The 21,468-nt window shown below is 60.0% G+C and carries 21 protein-coding genes; 12 read left to right on the top strand and 9 right to left on the bottom strand.

All coding sequences use genetic code 11. The annotated features are described in order from the left end of the window. The first annotated feature begins 61 nt into the window (after positions 1 to 61). Both G455_RS0105430 and secB read left to right on the top strand, forming a co-directional pair. On the top strand, positions 62 to 595 hold the full coding sequence (locus G455_RS0105430) for an FxsA family protein (RefSeq protein WP_028092763.1): 534 nt from the start codon (positions 62 to 64) through the stop codon (positions 593 to 595). A 73-nt stretch (positions 596 to 668) separates the two neighbouring features. Then, positions 669 to 1,166 carry a protein-export chaperone SecB gene (gene secB / locus G455_RS0105425; protein ID WP_028092762.1) on the top strand — a complete coding sequence of 166 codons (498 nt, stop codon included), beginning with the start codon at positions 669 to 671 and terminating at the stop codon, positions 1,164 to 1,166. A gap of 78 nt (positions 1,167 to 1,244) precedes the next feature. On the opposite strand, the gene dnaQ is transcribed toward secB, so the two are convergent. From dnaQ to G455_RS0105405, 4 genes are read right to left on the bottom strand one after another with little or no spacing between them, the layout of a single operon-like run. Continuing rightward, on the bottom strand, positions 1,245 to 1,931 hold the full coding sequence (gene dnaQ / locus G455_RS0105420) for a DNA polymerase III subunit epsilon (RefSeq protein ID WP_028092761.1): 687 nt from the start codon (positions 1,929 to 1,931) through the stop codon (positions 1,245 to 1,247). Continuing rightward, positions 1,924 to 2,517, bottom strand: a complete 594-nt coding sequence (gene coaE, locus G455_RS0105415) for a dephospho-CoA kinase (protein WP_028092760.1) — start codon at positions 2,515 to 2,517, stop codon at positions 1,924 to 1,926. The genes dnaQ and coaE overlap by 8 nt, the downstream gene beginning before the upstream one ends. Then, positions 2,514 to 3,347, bottom strand: a complete 834-nt coding sequence (locus tag G455_RS0105410; RefSeq protein ID WP_028092759.1) for a shikimate dehydrogenase — start codon at positions 3,345 to 3,347, stop codon at positions 2,514 to 2,516. The genes coaE and G455_RS0105410 overlap by 4 nt, the downstream gene beginning before the upstream one ends. After that, positions 3,344 to 3,943 carry a Maf family protein gene (locus tag G455_RS0105405; RefSeq protein WP_028092758.1) on the bottom strand — a complete coding sequence of 200 codons (600 nt, stop codon included), beginning with the start codon at positions 3,941 to 3,943 and terminating at the stop codon, positions 3,344 to 3,346. Before G455_RS0105405 ends, G455_RS0105410 begins: the two co-directional genes overlap by 4 nt. Positions 3,944 to 4,353: 410 nt before the next feature. Here G455_RS0105405 and G455_RS0105400 point away from each other — a divergent pair, with 410 nt between their 5' ends. The 7 genes from G455_RS0105400 to G455_RS0105370 all read left to right on the top strand — a co-directional run bounded on the left by G455_RS0105400 (position 4,354) and on the right by G455_RS0105370 (position 11,753). Further along, entirely contained in the window at positions 4,354 to 4,815 is a 462-nt protein-coding gene (locus G455_RS0105400) for a CopD family protein (protein ID WP_035366211.1), read from the top strand. 138 nt (positions 4,816 to 4,953) lie between these two features. Beyond that, positions 4,954 to 6,225, top strand: coding sequence for a transcription termination factor Rho (gene rho, locus G455_RS0105395; RefSeq protein WP_028092756.1), 1,272 nt, complete (start codon positions 4,954 to 4,956; stop codon positions 6,223 to 6,225). Positions 6,226 to 6,253: 28 nt separating this feature from the next. Next, positions 6,254 to 7,540 carry a tRNA uridine-5-carboxymethylaminomethyl(34) synthesis GTPase MnmE gene (gene mnmE, locus G455_RS0105390; RefSeq protein ID WP_028092755.1) on the top strand — a complete coding sequence of 429 codons (1,287 nt, stop codon included), beginning with the start codon at positions 6,254 to 6,256 and terminating at the stop codon, positions 7,538 to 7,540. 12 nt (positions 7,541 to 7,552) lie between these two features. Continuing rightward, positions 7,553 to 9,421, top strand: a complete 1,869-nt coding sequence (gene mnmG, locus G455_RS0105385; protein ID WP_028092754.1) for a tRNA uridine-5-carboxymethylaminomethyl(34) synthesis enzyme MnmG — start codon at positions 7,553 to 7,555, stop codon at positions 9,419 to 9,421. Further along, positions 9,418 to 10,038, top strand: a complete 621-nt coding sequence (rsmG, locus tag G455_RS0105380; RefSeq protein ID WP_028092753.1) for a 16S rRNA (guanine(527)-N(7))-methyltransferase RsmG — start codon at positions 9,418 to 9,420, stop codon at positions 10,036 to 10,038. The genes mnmG and rsmG overlap by 4 nt, the downstream gene beginning before the upstream one ends. Continuing rightward, entirely contained in the window at positions 10,031 to 10,840 is an 810-nt protein-coding gene (locus tag G455_RS0105375; protein ID WP_028092752.1) for a ParA family protein, read from the top strand. The genes rsmG and G455_RS0105375 overlap by 8 nt, the downstream gene beginning before the upstream one ends. A gap of 19 nt (positions 10,841 to 10,859) precedes the next feature. Continuing rightward, positions 10,860 to 11,753 carry a ParB/RepB/Spo0J family partition protein gene (locus G455_RS0105370; protein ID WP_028092751.1) on the top strand — a complete coding sequence of 298 codons (894 nt, stop codon included), beginning with the start codon at positions 10,860 to 10,862 and terminating at the stop codon, positions 11,751 to 11,753. Here the strand turns inward: G455_RS0105370 and G455_RS0105365 are convergent. Genes G455_RS0105365 through rph form a run of 4 tightly spaced genes read right to left on the bottom strand, consistent with a single transcriptional unit; the run spans position 11,743 to position 14,571 of the window. Next, positions 11,743 to 12,096, bottom strand: a complete 354-nt coding sequence (locus G455_RS0105365) for a YbaN family protein (protein ID WP_028092750.1) — start codon at positions 12,094 to 12,096, stop codon at positions 11,743 to 11,745. The two genes, G455_RS0105370 and G455_RS0105365, sit on opposite strands and share 11 nt — an antisense overlap. A 3-nt stretch (positions 12,097 to 12,099) precedes the next feature. Further along, a complete protein-coding gene (gene hemW / locus G455_RS0105360; protein WP_028092749.1) occupies positions 12,100 to 13,269 on the bottom strand; it encodes a radical SAM family heme chaperone HemW in 1,170 nt (389 codons plus the stop codon). Continuing rightward, positions 13,250 to 13,861, bottom strand: a complete 612-nt coding sequence (gene rdgB, locus G455_RS0105355) for an RdgB/HAM1 family non-canonical purine NTP pyrophosphatase (RefSeq protein ID WP_028092748.1) — start codon at positions 13,859 to 13,861, stop codon at positions 13,250 to 13,252. The genes hemW and rdgB overlap by 20 nt, the downstream gene beginning before the upstream one ends. Beyond that, a complete protein-coding gene (gene rph / locus G455_RS0105350; RefSeq protein ID WP_028092747.1) occupies positions 13,858 to 14,571 on the bottom strand; it encodes a ribonuclease PH in 714 nt (237 codons plus the stop codon). Before rph ends, rdgB begins: the two co-directional genes overlap by 4 nt. A gap of 125 nt (positions 14,572 to 14,696) precedes the next feature. Here rph and hrcA point away from each other — a divergent pair, with 125 nt between their 5' ends. Together hrcA and G455_RS0105340 are read left to right on the top strand one after the other, a co-directional pair. After that, on the top strand, positions 14,697 to 15,764 hold the full coding sequence (hrcA, locus tag G455_RS0105345) for a heat-inducible transcriptional repressor HrcA (protein WP_028092746.1): 1,068 nt from the start codon (positions 14,697 to 14,699) through the stop codon (positions 15,762 to 15,764). 9 nt (positions 15,765 to 15,773) lie between these two features. Next, on the top strand, positions 15,774 to 16,337 hold the full coding sequence (locus tag G455_RS0105340; protein WP_028092745.1) for a nucleotide exchange factor GrpE: 564 nt from the start codon (positions 15,774 to 15,776) through the stop codon (positions 16,335 to 16,337). Between the two features lie 93 nt (positions 16,338 to 16,430). Here the strand turns inward: G455_RS0105340 and mutS are convergent, their stop codons facing one another. Next, the gene (gene mutS / locus G455_RS0105335; RefSeq protein WP_189658325.1) at positions 16,431 to 19,055 is read right to left on the bottom strand and encodes a DNA mismatch repair protein MutS; all 2,625 of its coding nucleotides are present in this window, start codon (positions 19,053 to 19,055) and stop codon (positions 16,431 to 16,433) included. A gap of 155 nt (positions 19,056 to 19,210) precedes the next feature. Between mutS and G455_RS0105330 the strand changes: the two genes are divergently transcribed. Continuing rightward, on the top strand, positions 19,211 to 21,466 hold the full coding sequence (locus G455_RS0105330; RefSeq protein ID WP_028092743.1) for an NADP-dependent malic enzyme: 2,256 nt from the start codon (positions 19,211 to 19,213) through the stop codon (positions 21,464 to 21,466). Positions 21,467 to 21,468 lie beyond the last annotated feature (2 nt).

Genomic DNA, 21,468 nt, shown 5'->3' with positions numbered 1-21,468 from the left:
CCTATGTAGGTGAGGGGCAGGGGTTAGTCCACTGTTCCGGACATGCGAAAGGAGCCGCTGAATGTACCTGTTTCTGGCCTTTCTGGCCGTGCCGATCATCGAAATCGCCCTGTTCATCCAGGTGGGCGGGTTGATCGGGCTGTGGCCGACACTGGCAATCGTCATCTTCACGGCAGTGCTGGGGAGTTGGCTGATGCGCAGCCAGGGACGGTTGGCAATGGGCCAATTGCGCGGGTCTTTCCAGCGGCTCGACGATCCGACCGAGCCGCTGGCGCATGGCGCGATGATCCTGGTCGCCGGCGTTCTGCTGCTAACGCCGGGATTTTTCACCGATGCGATGGGCTTTGCCCTGCTGATCCCGCCGGTTCGGCGGGCAGTGTTTCGGTTCGCCCGATCCCGGGTGAGCGTGGCACAGTTTCAGATGGGGGGCGCGACCATGTACCGCGCCGGCCCGCAGGGTAGTGGGGCCCACGACCCATTCGGACCGCAGGGTGATGTGATCGACGGCGACTTCACCGAGGTGAAGCCCGGCTCCCAACCGCGAAAGACACCGCCGTCGGGTTGGGTCGAAGGGCCCGATCAGCGCCGGAGTTAACCGGGTCCGCAGCATTGAGATGCGCCGAGCAAGCTGGTAAGCAATCGGCAAACCGATGTCAGGGAGATCCCCCATGTCCGAAAACGGCGCAAACCCGCAGCCGCAACAGGCGCCCCAGGTCCAGATGCGGATCCTGGGACAATACGTCCGCGACCTGTCCTTTGAAAATGTGATGGCGCAACGCGGCGCGGCTGGCGAAGTGCAGCCCGATGTCAGCGTTCAGGTCAATCTCGATGCCAAGAAACGGCAGGCAGATGACCAATATGAAGTTGTCATCAAGCTGAAGGTCGAATCCAAGGCCAAGGGAATGAGCGATGTGCTCTTCCTGCTCGAGATCGAATATGTCGGCGTCTTCTTCGTTCAAGGCGTGCCGGAAGACCAACTGCACCCCTTCCTGCTGATCGAATGCCCGCGCCAACTGTTCCCGTTCCTGCGCCGGATCGTCAGCGACGTGACCCGCGATGGCGGTTACCCGCCGCTGAACCTGGACAACATCGACTTTGTCGCGATCTATCGCAACGAACTAGCGCGGCGTCAGGCCGCCAACGGCGAACAACCGGCAGACGCGTAATCCTCACGGCATGGGGCGTTTCGCCCCAGAGGCCCTGAAAGCCATACAAAAGGCGCCGTCATGGCGCCTTTTTCGCGTTCAGGCCCGGCGCCAGAGCGGATTATCACCCAATTTGTCCAAAAACGCCTCATGCGCGGCGTTTTCCTCGGCGCTCAGCCGCGACGGCAGCGCTGTCGGGCGCGGTTTCGGACGCCAATCGTTTTCGGCACTGGCAGCCCCCCGGGTCTCTATCACATTCAGCGCGAAATCCGGCTGCCGACCGCCGATCAGTTCCAGATAGACATCGGCGAGGATTTCGGAGTCGAGCAAGGCGCCGTGCAGGGTCCGGGCAGAATTGTCGATCCCGTAGCGCCGGCACAGCGCATCGAGCGAGACCTGCGCACCGGGAAATTTCTTGCGCGCAATGGCAAGGGTGTCGATCGCCTGTTCCCAGGGCAGTTCGGGCAATCCCATCCACTTCAGTTCGGCATTCAGGAATTTCATGTCGAAGCTGGCGTTATGGATCACCAGCTTGGCATCACCGACGAAATCGAGAAACGCCTGACCAACTTCCGCGAAAAGCGGCTTGTCGCGCAAAAACTCCTCGCTCAGCCCGTGGACGCGAAAGGCATCTTCAGGCATGTCGCGCTGTGGGTTGATATATTGGTGGTAGGTCTTGCCGGTCACCACATGGTTGTGTAGCTCGACCGCGCCGATTTCGACGATCCTGTCGCCAGAGAAAGGGTCGAAGCCGGTGGTTTCGGTATCGAGTACGATTTCACGCATGAGCGATCCTCCTGCGGATATCCGTCACGATGTCATGAACCTGGACCCGGGCATGCTCCAGCGTGTCGGTCTCCACGACATAGTGGGCCCGTGCGCGTTTTTCATGGTCCGGCATCTGTTTCGAACGGATATGGTGGAAATGTTCCCGGCTCATCGTGCCCCGATCCATCACCCGGGCCTCCTGGATATGGGCCGGGGCGGTCACGGTGACGGTGGCGTCCATATGGGCTTCGCCGCCACCTTCGAACAACAAGGGGATGTCGAAAACGACGATATCCGCCGTGGAGGCCTGACGGAAGGCGGCGCGATCCTCGGCCACCAGAGGGTGAACGATGGATTCGATGGTCTTCAGCGCTTCGGGACGTTCCATGATGATCCGCTTCAGCGCCGCGCGGTCGACGCTGTCGCCAATCACCGCCTCGGGGAAGACCGCGCGCATCGGTTCGACTGCGGCACCACCAACGTCATAGAGGCGGTGAACCGCCGCATCGGCATCCCAAAGCGCACATCCCTCCTCGACGAACATCTTCGCCGTGGTGCTCTTTCCCATCCCGATCGAACCGGTCAGGCCCAGAGAAAAGCTCATCCCAGCACCGCCTCGCGGGTGGCCTCGTCAACCTCGGGCTTCTGTCCGAACCAGCGCTCGAACCCGGGCACAGCCTGCCAAAGCAACATGCCAAGCCCGTCGACCGTTGTCGCACCGGCCGCATCGGCGGCTTGAAGAAGATGCGTTTTCAAAGGGTTATATACAAGGTCCGTTACAACAGTATGCTTGTCTATCCCATCGAGCGGCACCCGAAGTTCGGGCTTGCCCAACATCCCGAGAGAGGTGGTGTTCACCACCAGCCTGGCCTCAGCGATGATATTTCCGGCCTGCACCCAATCGACCACCCGCAGACGGGCACCGAAATCCTCGCGCAGTTGATCGGCGCGGGTGCGGGTGCGGTTGCTGATCAGAACCTCAGGCACCCCGGCATCGAGCAGCGCACAGATCACCGCCCGCGCAGCGCCGCCAGCGCCAAGCACGGCCGCCGGCCCGGCCTTGGGGTCCCAGCCGGGCGCACCACGGCGCAGGTTTTCCATGAAGCCGTAACCGTCGGTGTTATCAGCGATGATCTTGCCCTCAGCGCCAAAAGTCAGCGTGTTGGCTGCCCCGATCAGCGTGGCGCGATCGGTGACCTGATCGGCCAGTGTCAGCGCCCTTTCCTTGTGAGGAATGGTAATGTTGCACCCGACGAACCCCATCTTGGGCAGGGTGCGCAACACGGTCTCCAGATCGTCGGCCGCCACCTCCATCGGGATGTAATGACCTGCGATCCCATAGGTCTTGAGCCAGTGACCATGCAGAAGTGGAGATTTGGAATGGGCAATCGGGCTGCCGATCACCCCGGCCAGCGGAATACGGCTTGGCGTCACGATTCGATTTCCCCCCGAAGCGTCAGGTAGTTGAGAAGTTCCAACAGTGGCATACCCAGAACGGTAAAGTAATCCCCGTCGATCACGGTGAAAAGCCGCACACCTTCTTCTTCCAGCTTATAGCCACCGACGGCGTGGCGAATGCTGTCCCAGTTCCGCGCGACATAATCTTGAAGATAGGCGTCCGAACTGTCCCGCATTGTCAGCCGCACCTGACCGACATGGCGCCAGTCCGGTTTTCCATCGCGGCAAAGCACTGCGGCCGACAGCAATTTGTGCCGCTTGCCCCGCATCGCCCTGAGCTGCGCCAGCGCCTGTTCCGGCGTTTCGGGCTTGGACACAAGTTGGCCGTCGAATTCCAGCACCTGATCACAGCCCAAGACCAGCGCCCCTGGCATCTTTTCGCTGATCTTGCGCGCCTTCATCTCTGCCAGGGCGTCAGCCACGTCCCGGGGCGGGGCGGCTTCGGCCAAAAGCGCCTGTTTTACAGCATCTTCATCGACGCGTGGTGGGACAACGGCGACCTCAAGACCGGCGTTTCGCAACAATTGGGCCCGGATTTCTGAACCGGAAGCAAGCACGAGAGAGACAGGCATGTGGATAACTCGGTGAAAGAAGCACGTATGATGCAGGGGCGTTTTCTAGGATATCTGCCCCCCGGCGCAACCCCCGGGGAAAACTGTCGTCTTTCACGGCAGATCTGCCTGAGTCCTCCCCGTTGGATAAGGATAACCCGGATCCTCGGGATAGATTGGGTTCTACGCTTTTGTCCCTGAGTTATCCACAGTAGTTAACAAATCTTAAGATCGCCATCTTACTGAAATATATGGATGTTTCATGACATCCCGAGAATCACACCGCAGATCCGCGTTTTCTGTCCCCAAGGTGGATAAGTGACGGTACAGATCAATAATCCACCGGATCTGGGACTCCCTACAAAATCATCATCCTTTTTTCTTTTCTTTCTTTTTATTAGGAAGACCCCAGCCCAGGAGGGACCGACAAGATGCCCGATGCCATCACTGATCTGCTGTTTGCGCTCTACCCATGGATCAAGGCCTTCCATGTCATGGCGGTGATCACCTGGATGGCAGGGATTTTCTATCTTCCGCGGCTTTTCGTGTACCACGTGGAGCAGGCTGAGAAGGTGAACGGCGCCCCTGACATCTTCCTGACCATGGAATACAAGCTTTACCGCTACATCATGCGGCCATCGCTCTATGTTACATGGGCCTGCGGTCTTCTTTTGGTGGCGACGCCGGGCATCGTGGACTGGAGTTGGGTCTGGCCCTGGACCAAGGGCGCCTCGGTCATCGCGATGACGGGGTTTCATTTCTGGCTTGGCCGGCAGGTTCAGGCCTTTCGCAATGGAGAAAACAGCCTGACAGGCCGTCGCTATCGCATGATGAACGAAGTTCCGACGCTGCTGATGGTGGTGATCGTGCTTTCGGTCATCGTCCGATTTTAGCAACCGGCGTTCGGAACATTTGACTCACGGGCAGCGCTTCACTATGAACGCGCCCAACATGCCCGTCCGGGCGCTGTGCCTTCCTGAAGTTGTTGATCACCGCCCCTTATTTTCCAGGGGACCAAGGGCCATACCATCATGACAGTTGAATCCCTGAATCTCGCCGATCTCAAAGCCAAAAGTCCCAAGGATCTCCTCGCCATGGCGGAGGAGCTGGAGATCGAGAACGCCTCGACCATGCGTAAGGGCGAGATGATGTTCCAGATTCTCCGCGAACTGGCGGACGAAGGCTGGGAAGTCGGCGGCGATGGTGTTCTCGAGGTGCTGCAGGACGGATTCGGATTTCTGCGCTCGCCCGAGGCCAACTATCTGCCGGGTCCGGACGATATCTATGTCAGCCCGGACATGATCCGGCAGTATTCGCTGCGAACAGGCGACACCGTCGAAGGCCAGATCAAGGCGCCGAACGACAACGAACGCTATTTTGCGCTGACGAATGTCACCAAGATCAACTTTGAAGAGCCGGAAAAGGCCCGTCACAAGATCGCTTTCGACAACCTGACCCCGCTTTATCCAGACGAGCGGCTCAAGATGGAGATCGAGGACCCGACGCTCAAGGACCGGTCCGCCCGGATCATCGACCTGGTGGCGCCGATCGGGAAAGGGCAACGGTCGCTGATCGTGGCGCCGCCGCGGACCGGTAAGACGGTTCTGTTGCAAAACATCGCCCATTCGATCGAACGGAACCATCCAGAATGCTATCTGATCGTTCTTCTGATCGACGAACGGCCGGAAGAAGTCACCGACATGCAGCGCAACGTGAAGGGGGAGGTCGTGTCCTCGACCTTCGATGAACCGGCGACGCGGCACGTTGCTGTGTCTGAAATGGTCATCGAAAAGGCCAAACGCCTGGTCGAGCATAAGCGAGATGTTGTTATTCTCCTTGATTCGATCACAAGACTTGGCCGTGCCTTCAACACCGTGGTGCCATCCTCTGGTAAGGTGTTGACCGGCGGTGTGGATGCGAATGCTCTGCAACGGCCGAAACGCTTCTTCGGGGCGGCACGGAATATCGAAGAAGGCGGATCGCTTACCATCATCGCGACGGCGCTGATCGACACCGGTAGCCGGATGGATGAGGTGATTTTCGAAGAATTCAAGGGCACCGGTAACAGCGAAATCGTTCTGGATCGCAAGATTGCCGATAAGCGGGTCTTCCCGGCGATCGACATCCTCAAGTCCGGTACCCGAAAAGAGGATCTGCTGGTCGACAAGGTGGATCTGCAGAAAACATTCGTGCTGCGTCGCATCCTCAATCCGATGGGGACGACCGATGCGATCGAATTCCTGCTGTCGAAACTGAAGCAGACCAAGAGCAACACCGAATTCTTCGATTCCATGAACACCTGAGCGCGGGATTTCCGCGCGGAGCCCGAGGATGGACACGATCTTCGCTTTGGCCACGGCCCGGGGAAAGGCCGGCGTGGCTGTCATTCGCATTTCCGGCCCGTTGTCGCATATGGCGGCAGCACGGCTGGCCGGAGAAGATCTGCCTGCGCGTGGTATGACGTTGCGATCGCTTCGTGACGAGAATGGCGCGCCGCTGGATGAAGGGATGATCTTGACCTTCTCGGCTCCGGCCAGTTTCACCGGTGAGGATGTTGTTGAGCTTCAGGTTCATGGTAGCATGGCCGGCGTATCCGCGATCTTGTCGGCTTTGGGACGGATCGGGGGGCTGCGTCTGGCTGAGCCTGGGGAATTCACCCGGCGGGCATTGGAAAACGGAAAGCTCGACCTGGCGCAGGTTGAAGGGCTCGCCGATCTGATCGACGCCGAAACTGAGGCGCAGCGCAAGCAGGCGCATGCGCTTTTGCAGGGCGCTCTCGGAGATTTGGCCGAACGTTGGCGCCGCGATTTGATTCGCGCCGCAGCGCTGATCGAGGCGGTCATCGACTTTGCGGATGAAGAGGTTCCGACGGATGTCACCCCGGAGGTTCGGGACCTTCTTGATCGCGTTGAAGTGGACCTGAGAGGGCAGATCTCGGGTGTGCGGATGGCTGAGCGGATTCGAGAAGGATTCGAAGTTGCGATCGTTGGGCGCCCGAACGCCGGGAAGTCGACGCTGCTGAATGCTCTTGCGGGGCGTGATGCGGCGATTACCTCTGAACACGCTGGTACGACCCGCGATGTCATCGAAGTTCGGATGGACCTGGCCGGTCTGCCTGTGACCTTGCTGGATACCGCTGGATTGCGAGAGACCGGGGATGCGGTGGAGGGGCTTGGGATTGCTCTGGCCCGTCGGCGTGCGGAGGCCGCGGACTTGAGAGTGTTTCTTGTCGAAGTTGGAGAAACGCTTGAGGTCGAAGCACGCGAGGGGGATATTATCGTTCACCCGAAGGCTGACCAGCGGACGGACAAGACGAACGCGGTGTCCGGCCGGACGGGGGAAGGGCTGGATTGGTTGGTTCAGCAGATTGAAACAGTTCTGGCTGTGCGGTCCTCTTCGGCAGGGATCGCAACGCGGGATCGGCACAAGGCGGCGATGGAGCGGGCTTTGGCCGGTCTTCATTCCGCCCGCGCTATTCTTGAACAGGGCCCCGAGATGTATGATATCGCGGCAGAAGAGTTGAGAAATGCGATTCGTGCCCTGGAATCTCTTGTCGGGCGGATCGACGTTGAAAATCTTCTGGACGAGATCTTCGCCAGTTTTTGCTTGGGCAAGTGAGGAGTGTTTCACGTGAAACATTCGGACATGGATGTGGTTGTCATCGGGGGTGGCCATGCAGGCGCTGAGGCGGCTCACGCTGCTGCGCGGCTGAGGGCCCGAACCGCGCTCGTAACCCTGCGCCGTGACGGCATCGGCGTAATGTCATGCAATCCGGCCATCGGCGGTCTTGGAAAAGGCCACCTGGTACGCGAAATCGACGCGATGGATGGCGTGATGGGTCGCGTCGCCGACAAGGCTGGAATCCAGTTTCGCTTGCTGAATCGACGCAAGGGGCCGGCCGTTCAAGGGCCGCGAGCCCAGGCTGATCGCGCGCTCTATCGCGCGGCGATGTTGGCGGAATGCGAGGCGCGCCCGGCGCTCGAGATTGTCGAAGGTGAAGCTGTCGATTTTCTGATGCAGGGAGATCGCGTTTCTGGTGTGGTGCTCTCCGATGGCTCAGAGATTCGCGCCGCTGCCGTGGTCCTGACGACAGGTACATTTCTGCGTGGTGTTATCCATATTGGGGATGTGCAACGCCCCGGCGGGCGGATGGGGGATAAGCCATCGGTTAAACTGGCCGAGCGGATCGATTCCTTTGATCTTCCCCTGGGGAGATTGAAAACCGGCACGCCGCCGCGGCTGGATGGACGGACCATCAACTGGGATGCGCTCGACAGCCAGCCCGGGGATAACGATCCGGTGTTGTTCTCTTTCCTGTCGAAACGGGTAGAGGCACCTCAGATTTCCTGCGGGATTACCCATACAAATCCGCAAACTCATGAGATCATTCAGAAAAACCTGAAGCGTTCCGCGATGTATGGCGGCCACATCGAAGGGGTCGGGCCGCGATATTGCCCGTCGATCGAAGACAAGATCGTGCGTTTTGCGGACAAAAGTTCACATCAAATCTTTCTGGAGCCGGAGGGGATTAACGATCACACGGTCTATCCCAACGGGATCTCGACCTCTCTTCCGGTCGATGTGCAGGAATCCTATGTTCATTCGATCTTTGGCTTGGAAAAGACCACGATTCTGCAGCCTGGATATGCCATAGAATATGATTTCGTCGATCCGCGCGCCTTGAGCCTGCAGCTCGAAGTCAAGAACGTACCAGGACTATATCTTGCGGGGCAAATTAATGGAACCACAGGATATGAGGAGGCCGCCGCGCAGGGGCTGGTGGCTGGGCTGAATGCTGCGCTGTCCGCGCAGGGGAGGGCGCCGATTACCTTCCGACGTTCAGACAGCTATATCGGTGTGATGATTGACGATCTCACCACGCGCGGTGTCGCAGAGCCCTATCGTATGTTTACCTCGCGCGCTGAATTCCGGCTTTCGCTGCGTGCGGATAACGCCGATCAGCGGCTGACGCCGTTGGCGATTGAGATCGGATGTGTGGATGAACAGCGCAGATCTGCCTTTCTGGATAAGATGGACCGTCTGGATACTGCACGCGCGCGGATGATCGGTGATAGCTATACACCCAAGCAGGTGGCAGAGGCTGGAATTCGGGTGAACCAGGACGGGACTCGAAGGACCGCGATGGAAATACTGGCATTTCCAGATGTTGGGTTCGATGACATTCTCGGGCTGGACCCTGAGCTTTCTTCGGTCGATCTCGAGATGCGGCAGCAGCTTGAACGGGAAGCACTTTACGCGAACTATATCTCTCGCCAGGAAAAGGATATTCAGGCGCTGCGGCGGGATGAAGAACGTGTCATTCCAGCAGGGTTTGATTATTCGGTGATGGATGGCCTGTCGAACGAACTGAAATTGAAGCTTTCGCGTGCTCGACCGGAAAATCTGGCTCAGGCGGCGCGTGTTGACGGGATGACGCCAGCGGCATTGGCATTGCTGCTGACCCGAATCCGCCGGGATGTTCAGGTGAAATCAGCATGAGTGCGGACGATGCCCTTCTGGCAGAGTTGGATGTTTCACGTGAAACATTGAGCCGCCTCGAGCATTTTGCCGAGATCCTCAAAAAATGGAATCCTCGGATCAATCTGGTGTCCCGCGCCAGCCTGGAACAGCTATGGACACGGCACATCATCGATTCGGTTCAGGTCTTTCGCTGTGTGAAACCCAATGGACATTGGGTCGATCTGGGAAGCGGTGGCGGATTTCCCGGGGTTATCGTGGGTATCCTTGCCGCTGAGGAAGCTCCGGAACTCACGATCACCTTGGTTGAAAGCGATCAGCGGAAATCAGCTTTTTTGCGAACGGCAGCGCGGGAGTGCGGAGTAAAGCTTGAGGTGCTGTCTGAGCGAATCGAGACGGTAGAGCCTCAAGACGCGGATATTCTGTCTGCCCGTGCCCTGGCAGATCTGGACACATTGTTGGGGTTTGCGGAACGGCATTTGAAGAAAAACGGCGTTGCGTTGTTCCCCAAGGGAATTTCCTGGGGAAAAGAATGCGAGCAAGCGCGGCTGAGATGGAATTTTTCGGCGGAGCCTATTACCAGTAGGACTGAGCCCGATGCGGTGATCTTGAAAATCGAAGGAGTGTCGCGTGTCTGATCTGTCCCGCCCGGAGGGGCCGAAAATCATCGCTGTCGCCAACCAGAAAGGCGGGGTGGGGAAAACAACCACTGCAATCAATTTGGCCGCTGCTTTGGTTGAATGCGGAAAACGCGTCCTTGTGGTGGATATCGACCCGCAAGGGAATGCTTCGACAGGTTTGGGGATCGAGCCTGAAGATCGGGAAATGACCACTTACGAGCTTCTGGTCGAGGACGTTCCGCTGGAAGATGTCATTCATCCGACGGACATCGACGGGCTTTCCATTGTTCCGGCGACAATAGACCTGAGTTCGGCCGATATTGAACTGATGGCAAATGAAAAGCGCAGTTTTCTCTTGCATGATGCCTTGCGGCAGTCAGCGATGGACGAATTCGGGTGGGACTATATCTTGATTGATTGTCCTCCGTCGCTCAACTTGTTGACGGTCAACGCGATGGTGGCGGCACATTCGGTTCTGGTGCCTTTGCAAAGCGAATTCTTCGCGCTGGAAGGCTTGTCGCAATTGATGCTGACCATTCGGGATGTACGGCAGGCGGCAAATCCTCAGCTCAGGATCGAAGGGGTGATCCTGACGATGTATGATCGTCGCAACAACTTGTCGCAGCAGGTCGAAAAGGATGCGCGCGACAATCTTGGCGACCTGGTCTTCAAGACGATGATTCCCCGAAATGTCCGGGTGAGCGAGGCACCATCTTATGCGATGCCGGTTCTGAACTATGATCCTAATTCGCAAGGCGCGGTTGCTTATCGGGCATTGGCGCGTGAATTGATTGGAAAACACGAAAAGATCGCCGCCTAAGCGGCGCGGAGGGGCCTTGATGCAGGACAATAAAAGAAACAAACCCCGTGGACTGGGCCGTGGGCTGTCAGCCCTGATGGCGGATGTAACGGCAGATCCGGTGGCAACGGGCGATCTGGGAACGAGACGGCCTGACATGCTGGTGCCGATCGAACGGCTTAAACCTAACCCAGATCAGCCGCGGCGCACCTTTGATCCCTCGGATCTTGAGGATTTGACCGCGTCGGTTAAGGAAAAGGGGATTATTCAGCCTCTTATCGTGCGTCCGAAAGGGGGCGATTACGAGATCGTCGCCGGGGAACGCCGCTGGCGTGCGGCACAGAAGGCGCAGCTTCATGAAGTACCGGTGCTGGTTAGGGAATTCGACGATACCGAAGTTCTTGAAATCGCTATCATCGAGAACATCCAGCGGTCTGATCTGAATGCGGTGGAAGAAGCGGCGGGCTACCGTCAGCTTATGGATAAGTTCGGTCATACGCAGGAAAAGCTGTCGGATGCCCTGGGCAAGAGCCGCAGCCATATCGCCAACCTGATGCGCCTTTTGTCTCTGCCTGCGGATGTGCAGGAGCTGGTGAAAGAGGGGCAGTTGTCTGCCGGTCATGCACGGGCGCTGATCACCTGTGAAAATGCGTCTGAACTGGCCAAGCAGGTGGTGCGCGGCGGGCTTTCGGTGCGGGCGACCGAGGCCTTGGTGAAAAAGCAGCAGCGTGGCGATCAGCCGGCGATGGAAAAGCCCAAGCCGGCAAAACCCGAAAAAGATGCTGATACCAGGGCGCTAGAGGCAGATCTGTCGGCTATGCTGGGCATGAAGGTCAGTATTGACCATAAGCCCGGCGGTGAAGCCGGGCAGATTAGCATAAAATACGACACTCTGGATCAATTGGACGAGATCTGCGGCCGGCTTAACGGCTAGGACGGGTCCAGAGGAAGATCAGAACGCAAGACAGAACCACGGCCTGGATGATCAGGACCGTGGTTTTGACATTGAGGGCCAGAGAAATCCCGAAGACCGCCACGATCGACAGGGTGGCGAGGCGTTTGGCCCGGGGACGGATCACGCCGGATCGGTTCCAATCCTCGATGAGTGGGCCGAACTGGCGATGTGACAGAATCCAATTGTGCAATCGTGGTGAGGATTGCGAAAATAGGAAGGCCGCAAGTAACAAGAAAGGAACGGTCGGGAGGAGAGGCAAGACAGCCCCGAGGATGGCCAGACCAACGCTTAGGATGCCCAATCCAGCCCAAATAAAACGCATGATTTACTCCGCCAACAGCTCCCGAATGATCGCGTTCAGAACCGGGCGGCCGTCTGGGGTGACCACCAGCCGCTGATCCTGAAGGCTGATCATGCCCAGATCTGTCAGATAGTCCATTCTTTCGGAAGGCAAGGGGTGGCCGGAAAGCGCGGCGAATCGACCCATATCTAGACCTTCTGTAAGTCGAAGACCCATCATAAGGTATTCATTTGCCTGATCTTGTGGTGTGAGGCGATCACGAACCGTTTCTCCAGAACCAGCGGCTGCCGCCTGCAACCAGGCAGAGGGATTGCGCAGGCTTTCGGTCGCCAGCTTCTGGCCTTGCAGCGTGATCCGTCCATGCGCCCCGGGGCCGACACCAACGTAATCACCATAGTGCCAATAGATCAGGTTGTGCCGGGATTCAGCGCCTGGGCGGGCGTGGTTAGATACCTCATAGGCGGGCAGGCCTGCGGCATCGCAGATCTCCTGCGTGGCGAAATACATATCGGCGGCGCGGTCGTCATCAGGCAGGCCCCGCAGCTTGCCGGCATTGTAGCGATCGCCGAAGGCAGTGCCCTGTTCGATGGTGAGCTGATAGAGTGACAGATGATCCACCGCCATTGATAGCGCTTCGTGCAGTTCGGCGCGCCAATCGGCGAGGGTCTGATCCTGTCGGGCATAGATCAAATCGAAACTGACCCGGTCAAAGCAATTGCGGGCGATATCGAAGGCGGCACGCGCCTCTGCCACCGTGTGAATGCGCCCCAAACGGCGCAGATCAGTGTCGTTCAGCGCCTGCACGCCCATGGAAATGCGGTTGACCCCGGCATCGCGATAGCCGGCAAAGCGCCCGGCCTCAACCGAACCGGGGTTGGCCTCGAGCGTGATTTCGATGTCATTGGCAAAGGGCCAGTGGCGCCGCGCTGCCTCGATCACCGCGGCGACGGTTTCGGGCTCCATCAGGCTGGGCGTGCCTCCGCCGAAGAAGATCGCGTTCAGGACGCGGCCCGGGGTTTCCTGCGCCGATCTCTCCAGCTCGCTCAGATAGGCTCTGATCCAGGCCGTCTGGTCGATTTCACGTGAAACATGGCTGTTGAAATCGCAATAGGGGCATTTGGCCTGACAGAAGGGCCAATGCACATAGAGGCCAAAGCCCCCATTGCGCCAGTCGTCAGTTGAAACAGCCGGCAACGAAGGCCTCCACGGCCTTGGCACGATGGCTGATCTTGTTCTTTTCCTCCGCCGGCATCTCGGCAAAGGTGATGTCATAACCATCAGGCACGAAGATCGGGTCATAGCCATGGCCCTGGGCTCCGCGCATCGGCCAGGTCACCTGGCCAGGCACGACCCCTTCGAATACCTCGTCATGGCCATCAGGCCAGGCCAGAACCAGAGTGCAGCGGAACTGCGCGGTGCGGGGATGGGGCGCATTCCTCGCTTCCAGCTCATCATGCGCGCGGGTCATCGCCATGACGAAATCGCGCCCGTTCGGGGTTTCGGCCCAATCGGCGGTATAGACCCCGGGCGCACCGTCGAGCGCGTCAATGGTGATGCCGGAATCATCCGACAGCGCCGGCAGGCCGGTGGCCTTGGCCGCCGCATGAGCCTTGATCCGGGCATTGCCGACAAAGGTATTCTCGGTCTCTTCCGGTACGGGCAGGTTCATCTCTGCCGCGCCCACCACACTCACCCCGAAGGGAGAGAGCAGCTCACGCATTTCCTCCAGCTTGCCGGCGTTATGAGTGGCGATCAGCAGCCGGTCGCCGGTGAACTTGCGGGTCATTCGGTGGCAGCCTTCTGTGCGGCGACGAGTTGCTGCGTGCCTTTTTCCGCCAAATCGAGCAATTCGGTCATCTGTGCCCGGGTGAAGGTGGAGCCTTCAGCGGACATCTGCACTTCGACCAGACGGCCTGAGCCGGTGATGATGAAGTTGCCATCAACGCCGGCCTCGGAATCCTCGGGGTAGTCCAGATCCAGTACCGGTTGGCCGGCATAGATGCCACAGCTGACGGCGGCGACCGGGTCGATCAGAGGATCGGAAAGCACGGCGCCGGCCTTCATCAGTTTGTTCACAGCCAGGCGCAGCGCCACCCAGCCGCCGGTGATCGAGGCGCAGCGAGTGCCGCCATCGGCCTGGATCACGTCGCAATCAACGGTGATCTGGCGTTCTCCCAGCGCGACCCGGTCGACCCCGGCGCGCAGGGCACGCCCGATCAACCGCTGGATTTCCACCGTGCGGCCGCCCTGTTTGCCGGTTGCCGCCTCGCGACGCATGCGGGTGTTGGTCGAGCGCGGCAGCATGCCGTATTCGGCGGTCACCCAGCCCAGGCCCGAGCCCTTGATGAAGGGGGGAACCCGATCTTCGATTGTCGCGGTGCACAGCACATGGGTGTCGCCCATACGGATCAGACAGGACCCTTCGGCGTGTTTTGTCACGCCCGTCTCGATTGAAACCGGGCGCAGTTCGCTTAAATCTCGTCCAGAGGGTCGCATGGGAATTCCTTTGTTAGCCGGGGTCGGGATACCGTCGGGCAGGGTCTGTATGCAAGCCCGATTGACCCGTGATTGACCTTCGTGATCTGTGGGTCATAAGGATGCCACCGTCAGGGGTGATGCAGATGAATGACGCGACAAAATTGCTGGAAGAGCTGAACGACCGGTCCCGGGAGGTTTTCCGCCGGGTGGTCGAAAGCTATCTGGCCAGCGGTGAGCCGGTGGGAAGCCGGACCTTGACCCGATCGCTGAGCGAGAAAGTCAGCGCCGCGACGATCCGCAATGTGATGCAGGATCTGGAATTTCTGGGTCTTCTGGGGAGCCCGCATATCAGCGCCGGCCGGGTGCCGACGCAGATGGGGCTGCGGATGTTCGTCGACGGATTTCTGGAGGTGCGCGATCTGAACCCGATGGATCGCGAAAAGATCGACGCCACCATGAGCCGTAGCAATTCCGCCGATGTCGGCGGCCTGCTGGATCGGGTCGGCGCCGCGCTGTCGGGGGTGACGCATGGCGCCTCTCTGGTGCTGGCACCCAAGCACGAGGCCGAGATCCGCCATATCGAATTCGTTTCCCTAGCTGCGGACCGGGCGCTTGTGGTGCTGGTTCTGGCCGACGGCCATGTGGAAAACCGGCTGTTCACGCCGCCGCCGGGCCAGACGCCCAGTTCGATGCGTGAGGCTGCGAATTTTCTCAATACGCTGATCGAAGGCCGTACTCTGAGCGAGGCGCGGGAGGTGATCCGCACCGAGATCGCCGCGCGGCGTCAGGAGATCGACAGCCTGGCCCGGGAGATGGTGGAAAGCGGCTTTGCCGTGTGGGACGAGGGGGCAGGCGATTCCGCGCGGCTGATCGTGCGCGGGCGGTCGAACCTTCTGGCCGAGGACGGATTCGGTGAGGAGTTGGAACGGATCCGGACGCTGTTCGACGATCTGGAGCGCAAGCGCGATATCGAACAGTTTCTCGATCTGACGGAAGAGGGCGAAGGGGTCCGGATTTTTATCGGGTCGGAGAATAAACTTTTCTCACTTTCGGGTTCCTCTTTGGTGGTCTCTCCTTATATGAACGCTGATCGAAAAATTATTGGCGCGGTGGGGGTGATCGGCCCGACGCGTCTGAACTACGGGCGTATCGTTCCGATTGTGGACTATACGGCACAGCTGGTCGGCAAGATGATTTCCGACCGGAGTTAGAGGTGAAATATGGCAGAGCCCAAGAACGACGATTTTCTGGACGACATCGAAGCCGCCGAGGCGGAGGAGCTTTCCGAGGAAATGGCCGAGATCGACGCCGATCTTGCCGAGATCGATGCCCTGCGGGCGGAGCGGGATTCGTTCCGCGACAAATTCATGCGCGCCTTGGCAGATGCCGAAAACGCCCGCAAACGGGCAGACAAGCAGCGCCGCGAGGGGGAGCAATACGGCGGGTCGAAGCTGGCCCGGGATATGCTGCCGGTCTATGACAACATGAAGCGCGCCCTGGAAGCGGCGAGCGATGAGCAGCGTGAAGGTGCTGCGGCGCTGATCGAGGGGATCGAACTGACCATGCGCGAACTGCTGAATGTCTTCAGCAAGCATGGAATTCAGCTCGTCGCGCCTCAGGTCGGGGACAAGTTTGATCCGCAGCTGCATCAGGCGATGTTCGAAGCGCCGGTTCCTGGTACCAAGGCCGGGGATATCATCCAGGTGGCGGCTGAAGGGTTTTTGCTGCACGATCGGCTGTTGCGCCCGGCGCAGGTTGGCGTGTCGTCGAACCCCGGGGCCTGAGGTCGAACGCGCCCTGATGGGGCGCGTGCCTCCGGCGGGGATATATAAAGCCAGAAAAAGATAGGATAGGCGCCCATCAGGGCGCCTTTTTTGTCAACCTTCGGCGGTTTGCTTGAGCCGATAGAGCAAATCGAGCGCTTCGCGCGGGGAGAGGTCGTCCGGCCGGATGGTTTGCAGCATCTCTTCGACGGCAGAGACCTGAGCAACCGGCGCGGGCGTCGGCGGTGGTGGGGCGGCGGCGAAGAGCGGCAGATCGTCGATCAGCGCCTTGGGCTTTGCGGCCCCTTCGCGATCTCCCTTTTCCAGCGCATCGAGCACGGTGCGCGCGCGGGCGACGACCGAAGGGGGAAGCCCCGCGAGTTGCGCCACCTGAACCCCATAGGACCGGTCAGCGGCGCCTTTGGTAACCTCGTGCAGGAAGATCACCTCGCCTTCCCATTCGCGGACGGCGACGGTTGCATTTTCGACGCCGCTGAGCTTGCCGGCGAGCTGGGTCAGCTCGTGGTAATGGGTGGCAAAGAGAGCGCGGCAGCTATTGACGTCGTGCAGATGCTCGAGAGTCGCCCAGGCGATGGACAGCCCGTCATAGGTGGCGGTGCCGCGGCCGATTTCATCCAGGATCACCAGGGCGCGGTCGTCGGCCTGGTTGAGGATGGCTGCGGTTTCGACCATTTCGACCATGAAGGTCGAGCGGCCCCGGGCCAGATCGTCGGAGGCGCCGACGCGGCTGAAGATCTGGCTGACCAGACCGATATGGGCGGCGTTCGCCGGCACATAGCTGCCGATCTGCGCCAGCAATGCGATCAATGCGTTTTGCCGCAGGAAGGTTGATTTACCGGCCATGTTGGGGCCGGTGAGCAACCAGATTGCGGCATCGACGTCGGCACTGAGATCGCAATCGTTGGCGACAAAACTGCCCTGACTCTGTTGACGCAGAGCCTGTTCCACCACCGGGTGGCGACCGCCCTTGATATCGAATGCACGGGAATTGTCGATCCGCGGTGGGGTCCAGCTTTCGGCGCGGGCCAGATCGGCGAGACTGGTGGCGAGATCAAGTTCGGCCAGGCCGCGGGCGGCGGCATTGAGCTGCGGGGCTTGGGCCAGAACAGCGTCGGAAAGTCTTTGATAGAGCCTTTTTTCGATCTCCAGGGCCTGGTTTCCGGCATTCAGAATGCGGGTTTCCAGTTCCGACAGTTCGACGGTGGTGAAACGGATCTGGTTCGCAGTGGTCTGGCGGTGGATATAGGTTTCCGACAGCGGTGCGGCCAGCATCTTGGTCGCGTGAGTGGTGGTGGTTTCGATGAAATAGCCCAGGACGTTGTTATGCTTGATCTTCAGGGTCTGAACGCCGCTGTGTTCGGCATATTTCTTTTGCAGGCCGGCAATGACGGACCGGCCTTGATCGCGCAGGGTGCGGGCCTCGTCCAGCTCGGGATCGTAGCCTTCGGCGATAAACCCGCCGTCGCGGGCGAGAAGTGGCGGTTCGGCGATCAAAGCAGTCTCTAGCAGAGCGGAAAGATCGTCAAAGCCGGACAGCGTGTCGGCGGCGTCGCGCAGATGATCGGGCAGGTCGCAGGTGCCGCAGGCCTCGGCGATCTCGGCGGCCTGACCCAGGGCGTTGCGGATTGCGGCCAGATCGCGCGGTCCGCCGCGTTCAAGCGACAGGCGCGACAGGGCACGGTCGATGTCCGGGGTTTTTCTGAGCCGGTCGCGCAGATCGGTTGCGAACATATTGTCATCGACAAAGCGTGTGACGCTTTCCTGCCGGGCATGGATGGTGGCCAGATCGCGGCTGGGGCTGGACAGGCGCTGTTCCAGCAGCCGGCCGCCGCCCGGGGTGACGGTGCGATCCATGACCGACAGGAGAGAGCCTGCGCGGCCACCGGACAGGCTTCTTGTCAACTCAAGGTTGCGCCTGGTTGCGGCGTCGATCTGGACGATCCGGTCCTGTGCCTCGCGTTCAGGCGTTTGCAGTAGCGGCAGTTTGCCCTTCTGGGTGATCTCCAGATAGTCGATCAATGCGCCCATGGCCGAAAGTTCGACCCGGGTGAAGGTGCCGAAAGCTTCGGTCGTGCCGACATTGTAGAGGCTGCAGATACGCTTTTCGGCGGCGGTGCTGTCGAAACTGGCGCGGGCCAGTGGCGTCATCGAGATCCCCAGATCGGAAACCAGGCCATGTTTCTCCTGTTCCAGGGTTTCGGGCAGGATCAGTTCCGAGGGGGCGAGGCGGGCCAGCTCGGGCGACAGCCGCACCGGGGTGATCGGCATCACATGAAAATCGCCGGTCGAGATATCGGCCCAAGCCAGCGCCGCCTGATCGCGAATTTCCGCATAGGCGGCAAGAAAATTGTTCCGCCGCGCCTCGAGAAGTGAATCCTCGGTCAGCGTGCCGGGAGTGACCAGCCGCACCACATCGCGCCGCACCACTGACTTAGAGCCACGTTTCTTGGCCTCGGCCGGGCTTTCCATCTGTTCGCAGACAGCCACGCGAAACCCTTTGCGGATCAGGGTCAGCAGGTAGCCCTCGGCGGCATGGACAGGCACACCGCACATCGGGATATTGTCGCCCGCATGCTTGCCGCGTTTGGTCAGGGCGATATCCAGCGCCTCGGATGCCGCGACGGCATCGTCGAAGAACATCTCGTAGAAATCGCCCATGCGATAGAACAGCAACGCATCGGCATGCTGTTCCTTGATTTCGAGATATTGTGCCATCATGGGCGTGACGGTGGACAAGGTGACTTCCCCCTTGGTTTGCGAGTGGGGGCGACCTTACAAATGCGTCCGGGGCGGCGAAAGGCGAAAACGCATTGCCGTTGAGATGCCCTTTGCGCTGGGATAAGAGAGCCCGACCTACCGAGGAGAGTGTCAGAATGGCCAAGTCGAAAGTCACCGCAGAAGAGGCGCTTGCCTTCCATCTCGAGCCCACCCCGGGCAAGTTCGAGATCCGAGCGACCGTGCCGATGACGACGCAGCGGGATTTGAGCCTGGCCTATTCTCCCGGAGTGGCGGTGCCCTGCGAGGCGATCGCGGAAAGCCCTGAAACCGCTTATGATTACACCAACAAGGGCAACCTGGTGGCGGTGATCTCGAACGGTACCGCAGTTCTTGGCCTGGGCAATCTGGGCGCGCTGGCCTCGAAACCGGTGATGGAGGGCAAGGCAGTGCTGTTCAAGCGCTTCGCCGACGTCAACGCCATTGACCTCGAGCTCGACACAGAGGACCCGGAAGAGATCATCCGCGCGGTCAAGCTGATGGGCCCGACCTTCGGCGGTATCAACCTCGAGGATATCAAGGCGCCGGAATGCTTCATCATCGAACAGCGTCTGAAGGAAGAGATGGATATCCCGGTCTTCCATGACGATCAGCATGGGACAGCGGTGATCTGTGCCGCGGGTCTGATCAATGCGCTGCATATCTCCGGCAAGAAGATTGAGGATGTTAAGATCGTCCTCAATGGCGCCGGTGCCGCCGGGATCGCCTGTCTTGAGCTGCTCAAGCGAATGGGGGCGCAGCATGACAATTGCATCATGTGCGACACCAAGGGCGTGATCTATCAGGGCCGTACCGAAGGCATGAACCAGTGGAAGTCTGCCCATGCGGCAAAGACCGAACTGCGGACGCTGGAAGAGGCGATGGTGGGTGCCGATGTCTTCCTTGGGGTGTCGGCCAAGGGGGCGGTGACCCAGGAGATGGTCGCCTCGATGGCTGACAATCCGGTGATCTTCGCCATGGCCAACCCGGATCCGGAGATCACCCCGGAAGAGGCGCATGAGGTGCGGATGGACGCGATTGTCGCCACCGGGCGCAGCGATTATCCGAACCAGGTGAACAACGTTCTGGGCTTTCCCTATCTGTTCCGCGGTGCGCTCGACATCCATGCGCGCGCCATCAATGACGAGATGAAGATCGCCTGCGCCCATGCGCTGGCCGAACTCGCGCGCGAGGATGTGCCGGACGAGGTGGCGCTGGCCTATGGCAAGGCGCTGAGTTTCGGCCGCGATTACATCATCCCGACGCCTTTCGATCCGCGTCTGATCCATCGGATTCCGGTTGCCGTGGCGCGGGCCGGGATGGACACCGGCGCTGCGCGGCGGCCGATCATCGACATGGATGCCTATGAGCTGAGCCTGAAGTCCCGGATGGATCCGACGGCTAGCATCCTGCGCAGCCTGAACACCCGCGCCCGCGCGGCGCAATCGCGCATGATCTTTGCCGAGGGCGACGATCCCCGGGTGTTGCGTGCCGCTGTCACCTATCAACGTTCGGGCTTCGGCAAGGCGCTGGTAGTTGGCCGCGCAGACGATGTGAAGGCCAAGCTCGAGGCCGCTGGCTTGGGCGATGCGGTGCGCGAGCTCGAGGTGGTGAACGCCGCGAACACCACGCATCTGCAGGCCTATAAGGATTTTCTCTACGAGCGGCTGCAGCGCAAGGGGTTCGACCAGAAGGACGTGCACCGGCTGGCAGCGCGCGACCGCCATGTTTTCGCTGCGCTGATGCTGGCCCATGGACACGGCGATGCGCTGGTGTCGGGGGCGACGCGGAAATCGGCCCATGTCCTGGAACGCATCAATCATGTGTTCGACGCCGATGCCGCCCATGGTGCCGCCGGGATCACCGCCGTGTTGCACAAGAACCGTATTGTCCTGATCGGGGACACCCTGGTGCATGAATGGCCGGACGAAGAGGATCTGGCCGATATCGCCACCCGGGCCGCCGGTGTGGCCCGCCATATGGGGGTCGATCCCCGGGTTGCCTTCGTGTCGTTCTCGACCTTCGGCTATCCGGTGTCGGAACGGGCCGAAAAGATGCATCTCGCCTCCGACGTGCTCGACCAGCGCCGGGTCGATTTCGAATACGAGGGCGAGATGACAGTGGATGTGGCCCTGAACGCCAATGTGCAAAAGGCCTATCCGTTCCAGCGTCTGACCGGACCTGCGAACATCCTGATCGTGCCGGCGCGGCATTCGGCGAGCATCTCGGTCAAGCTGATGCAGGAAATGGCCGGCGCCACGGTGATCGGCCCGATCCTGACCGGTGTCGACAAGCCGATCCAGATCTGTTCGACGGTGTCCACTGCCAATGACATCCTGAACATGGCGGTGCTTGCGGCCTGCGGCATCGGCTGATC

It is taken from the genome of Pseudodonghicola xiamenensis DSM 18339 (assembly GCF_000429365.1).
In the GTDB taxonomy this organism is placed as follows: Bacteria; Pseudomonadota; Alphaproteobacteria; order Rhodobacterales; family Rhodobacteraceae; genus Pseudodonghicola; species Pseudodonghicola xiamenensis.
The sequence above is the reverse complement of the archived record's forward strand: the minus strand, read 5'-3'. Positions and strand labels throughout refer to the sequence as shown.